We start from the raw sequence: 3,336 nt of genomic DNA on the forward strand, positions 1-3,336 counted from the left end.
GTTCGCAAGCTGCCCAAGGCGGGATCCCCTACTCCAGGTCTCGACGGTTGGGGTTGCGGGAGGGGTCGTTGCTCAAAAAACCAAACACAAAAAGCCCCACAAAAAAGATGACAACCGCGTAAACAGAGATTTTCAGTAACAGCATAGTTTCAGCAACCCGTTTCCGACTGAGTGAACTGATGAAGCGATAAGGCAATCGTAAAACAAGGGTGAACCACCCCAGAGAGGGGATCCCGTCAAACCTGAGACCCCGCAAAACTTCTTCACAACATCATACCTCTCAGAGGGCCTTTTTCCCGCAAATGGCCCCAGTCTCCCCCCGAGAGATCCTTTCATCCCATCCTCAGAAAAGGCTGCAAAGCCCGGCATGTCGGGGATCCCCGGCAAGAGCAGAGATTGTTAAGAAATATTTTGGACTGGAAACAAAGATTGCAACTCCTCAGCGGCGGCAGCGCTCGCGGGCGACTGGGACATAGGAAGATAGGATTTGTGGCTTTGCCGGGTCTTGCCGGACGTGTGTTGGATTTGCCCATGCCTTTTGATCGGTTAGGTGACTTAGAGGCTCTGGATGGGCGGTCGGAAACTCAGCCGCAACCTTCGTCGGGGATCTATCGGCCTCAGGAGTTGCCGCTTTCCGATGGGATCCCGGCTTTTCTGCACCACTGGCCCCAGGGATCCCCTTGTGGAAGGGTGTTGCTTTTGCACGGCAAAGGGGATCACGGCGGCGGGTTTTGCCCTTTGGCCGGCGAGTTGGCTGCTCAAGGGTGGGAGGTTTTGGCGCCTGACATGCGGGGATTTGGTCGCTCCGGCGGGATCCGCTGCTGGATCGACCGTTTCAGCCAATATCAAGCCGATCTGGAGAGGATCACGCAGCAGATTTGGCCGCAGAAAGGGATCCCGCAGATCTGGTGCGGGTACAGCGCGGGGGCCAACTGGGTTACGGAATATGCCCTCGCCCATCCCGACCAAGTGCAGGGCCTGGTTCTCATCTCTCCGGCTTTTCGCATCGACCACTATTTCACCCCTTTGACCCACGCCCTTCTGCAAGTTTTGGACAGGGTTATTCCCCAGTTGGCCTTGACCGGCCTCTACGAGCCAGCGCGGGTGACTTCCCTACCCGAGCAGCAAGCCGCCTTTGCGGCGGATCCCTACATGTGCGGTGTGACGCGGGCCAGATTTACAGCCGAACTGGCGCGCAGTGGACAGCGCTGCCTTGATCAAGCCCATCGGCTCCGCCTGCCGGTTTTGCTGCTTTACACCTCTGCCGATATCGTCGTCAATCCTGCGGGAGCTGTGGATTTTGCCCGTCGGCTGCCCCAGGGAGAAATCCACGATTTTCCCCGGTCGCGCCACGATCTTTTGCACGACTGCCAAGCGGAAGCGGTAAAAGAGACCCTCCACCGCTGGCTGGCCCGGCATTTCCCCTCTGCCCCGGATGTCGCCCCTCGCCGGACGACCAGCTCAGCCCCTACCGACCTCATGGCAAAATAGAAACGCCCTCTTTCCTGCTGCTCCCATGAGCCAAGACCTGATCTACCGTCCCCGTCGGCTGCGGCGCACAGAGGCCTTCCGCCAGATGGTGCAGGAAACCCACCTGCGGGTGCAGGATCTGATCTATCCCCTGTTTGTCATGGAGGGGGAGAACCAGCGGCAGGAAGTGGAGTCGATGCCCGGCTGCTACCGCTACACCCTAGACCTGCTGCTAAAGGAGGTGGAAGAAGCCGCTCAACTGGGGATCCCGGCGGTGGCCCTGTTCCCGGTGGTGCCGGAAGAGAAAAAGGATCCCACCGGGCAGGAGTGCTTCAACCCAGAGGGCTTGATCCAGCGGGCGGTGCGGCGGATTAAACAGGAAATTCCCGAGATTTTGGTGGTAACCGATGTGGCTTTGGATCCTTACAACAGCGACGGCCACGACGGCATTGTGCGGGATGGGGTGATCCTCAACGACGAGACGGTGGAAGTTTTGGTCAAGCAAGCCCTCTCCCAAGCAGAGGCGGGAACCGACATTGTGGCCCCCTCGGACATGATGGACGGTCGCGTCGGCGCCATTCGGGAGGCCCTGGACGACCAAGGCTATACCGATGTGGCGATCCTGGCCTATTCTGCCAAATATGCCTCTGCCTTCTACGGCCCCTTCCGCGATGCCCTGGGATCCGCGCCCAAATCCGGAGACAAAAAAACCTACCAAATGGATCCCGCCAATGCTCGGGAAGCCATCAAGGAAGTGGAGCTGGACGAAGCCGAGGGGGCGGACATGGTGATGGTGAAGCCGGCCCTGGCCTACCTGGACATCATCTACCGAGTTAAGGAATCGACGGATCTGCCCGTGGCTGCCTACAACGTCAGCGGCGAGTACGCCATGATCAAAGCCGCCGAACAAAAAGGCTGGATCGACGGCAAAAAAGTGATGATGGAATCGCTGCTGGCCATGAAGCGGGCCGGTGCCGATATCATCCTCACCTACTTTGCCAAAGAGGTGGCCTTGCTTCTCAAACAAGCCTAGGCAGAGGCAGCCTACGGCCTGGCAGACGGCTGGGTGGACTGCCCGATCCAGGAAGGGTGGGTGTTCTTCTCGTCGTCCGCCACCCAGGTACTGGGATCCACCAAACGCACCTGAATTTGATTGCGTGGCACCCGATTCAGCCGTTCCTTGATCAGGGCCTCCTGCTGCAAGGGATCCATACCTCGATCCACCCCCTCCTGCAGCCGAGAAATCCGAGTGGACAAGACCTCGATATGCCGCTCCAGAACCTGGAGCCGGTGGTGCTGAGCCAACTGCACCGGCAAGAGGCGATACAAACCACTGAGGGCAGCCGCCGTAAACAAGACATTCACCCCGATGTGACAGGCCATCTCCCAGACTTGAGGCTCGTGGCCAGGTTCTTGCCGTCCGCGCCGGCGGGAGCGCTGGACAGGGATCGTCCGCCGACCGGAAATTGGGAGAGAGGAGGGAAACCCTGCCCGAACCAGGGATCCCTGCCCTTGGGAGCGATGCACTCGTGGAGCAACAGAGATGTCCAGCCGCGGCCCAGCAACCTGCTCTGCACGCATAGACACGTGGCGAGCCGGGGTACGGGAAGAAGACTTGGGTGTCACGGGTGAAGGGAAGAAAATAGGGGGACGATGAACCACCTCTGCTGCCAAGAAGCGCAGCTAGGGCCTATTGAAGCCGATTTTTCCAGGTGTGTCAGCTTACTAGCGCAGGAGCCCCGCACTGTACCCGTAGGGTCAGTGTCGGGAGGAATGCGCTTTGATGAAGTACAATGAACTTATGAGCCAAGTCCTGACCATCTCCTGCAAGCTCAAGGTGTCCCAGTCGCAAGCCGCTAAATTGGA

At 59.1% G+C, this 3,336-nt stretch carries 4 protein-coding genes; 2 read left to right on the forward strand and 2 right to left on the reverse strand.

All coding sequences use genetic code 11. The annotated features are described in order from the left end of the window. Positions 1 to 28: 28 nt before the first annotated feature. Positions 29 to 145, reverse strand: a complete 117-nt coding sequence (locus NW820_RS11300) for a photosystem II reaction center protein I (RefSeq protein ID WP_011434021.1) — start codon at positions 143 to 145, stop codon at positions 29 to 31. Positions 146 to 531: 386 nt separating this feature from the next. On the opposite strand from NW820_RS11300, the gene NW820_RS11305 reads away from it, so the two are divergent. Both NW820_RS11305 and hemB read left to right on the forward strand, forming a co-directional pair. Then, positions 532 to 1,491 (forward strand): lysophospholipase, encoded by a 960-nt coding sequence (locus NW820_RS11305; RefSeq protein WP_414407526.1) that lies wholly within the window; start codon positions 532 to 534, stop codon positions 1,489 to 1,491. Positions 1,492 to 1,516: 25 nt separating this feature from the next. Beyond that, complete coding sequence (gene hemB, locus NW820_RS11310; protein ID WP_414389687.1) at positions 1,517 to 2,503, forward strand: porphobilinogen synthase; 987 nt, start codon at positions 1,517 to 1,519, stop codon at positions 2,501 to 2,503. Between the two features lie 11 nt (positions 2,504 to 2,514). On the opposite strand, the gene NW820_RS11315 is transcribed toward hemB, so the two are convergent. Then, entirely contained in the window at positions 2,515 to 3,051 is a 537-nt protein-coding gene (locus NW820_RS11315) for a hypothetical protein (protein ID WP_238376986.1), read from the reverse strand. Positions 3,052 to 3,336: the final 285 nt, after the last annotated feature.

It is taken from the genome of Synechococcus sp. R55.7 (assembly GCF_047461955.1).
In the GTDB taxonomy this organism is placed as follows: Bacteria; Cyanobacteriota; Cyanobacteriia; order Thermostichales; family Thermostichaceae; genus Thermostichus.